1 pseudogene is annotated in these 1,048 nt (G+C 58.4%); it reads right to left on the bottom strand.

The window, feature by feature from the left end:
• Nucleotides 1-721: 721 nt before the first annotated feature.
• Nucleotides 722-1,048 (bottom strand): annotated as a pseudogene (locus tag EN738_RS34555) (hypothetical protein); the annotation flags it as partial.

The raw sequence follows: 1,048 nt of genomic DNA, 5'->3' as shown, positions 1-1,048 counted from the left end.
CCCATTCAAGATGGCAAAGCACATGCGACCAGTCATAGGAATCGTCAGCAATTTCGACGTGGAAAAGGATGGTTACTTCTGTCTCGTCCACTATGTAAGCGCAATCGAGAAAGCCGGCGCTGTTCCGCAGGAGCCAACATGAAATACGACAAATCGATTTTTCAGACTAAGCTCCGGGCTCGCGCGTTCTGGGCCACGAGGCGAACACCATCGAGGTGCTCGTCCATCGCGGCCACAATCGACTCCGTGGCCCAGATGCTCAACCCATCGATGAAGGCGCTACTGCTTCAACAACACACTCACAAACGTCGTTCGAAGGGGCTCTCGTCTGGACATTCCTCCGACCTGCCAGCATCCCGAATCGCCAGTCCCCACGAGTGGTAATCTGGAGGCTTCTGTGGGGACCGCAATGCGTCGAGAGCTAAGAGCGCTGGCCAAGCGCTGTGCCATCAATCAGGAGGGCGGGGCGATGCGCTCGGGCCCGCGCGGTTCTGCAGGCGGGAGAACATGATCAGACTAGCCATCAACGTGCAACTCGGTCTGGACGCGCCGAGCAAGATGTAGGAAGTGGGCAGACAGGGCGCTCTCGCTTGCAAATAGCCGGCAAGAGCTGGACCGATGGGGCGAGTCCATAGTGCCGGAGGTGCGTGGCCATTGCCGCGGCGATCGGGGCCAGCACAGCTCTCTGGCGCCGCTCGGAGGAGGCAAGGGGCTGCAGATTCTAGTCGCCAGCAGGGGTCGGAAAAGGCGTGATCGACCAATGGATCAAGTCAACGGCACGCTGAAGTATCGCCTCGGTCTCACCACGGCTGGGGGAAACGGCCATGACATATCCGATAGAGTCTCGGTAATCTCCCTTCCTTATGATCGACGTCTTGGGTTTTGCGTACAACTTAACCTCGGTGACACCTGGTATAGCACCCGCGCGACCGTCTCCGTCGATCCAATCGAGGATGCCATCGCGATCAGGAAGTAGAGCCCGCCATGCTGCGACATTCGAATGCCGTCTGCGCAAATTCCATTCGTCGCCGATGACAAGCTTGATGTG

Origin of the sequence: Mesorhizobium sp. M4B.F.Ca.ET.017.02.2.1 (genome assembly GCF_003998955.1) — a bacterium.
Taxonomy (GTDB): Bacteria; Pseudomonadota; Alphaproteobacteria; order Rhizobiales; family Rhizobiaceae; genus Mesorhizobium; species Mesorhizobium abyssinicae.
The sequence above is the reverse complement of the archived record's forward strand: the minus strand, read 5'-3'. Positions and strand labels throughout refer to the sequence as shown.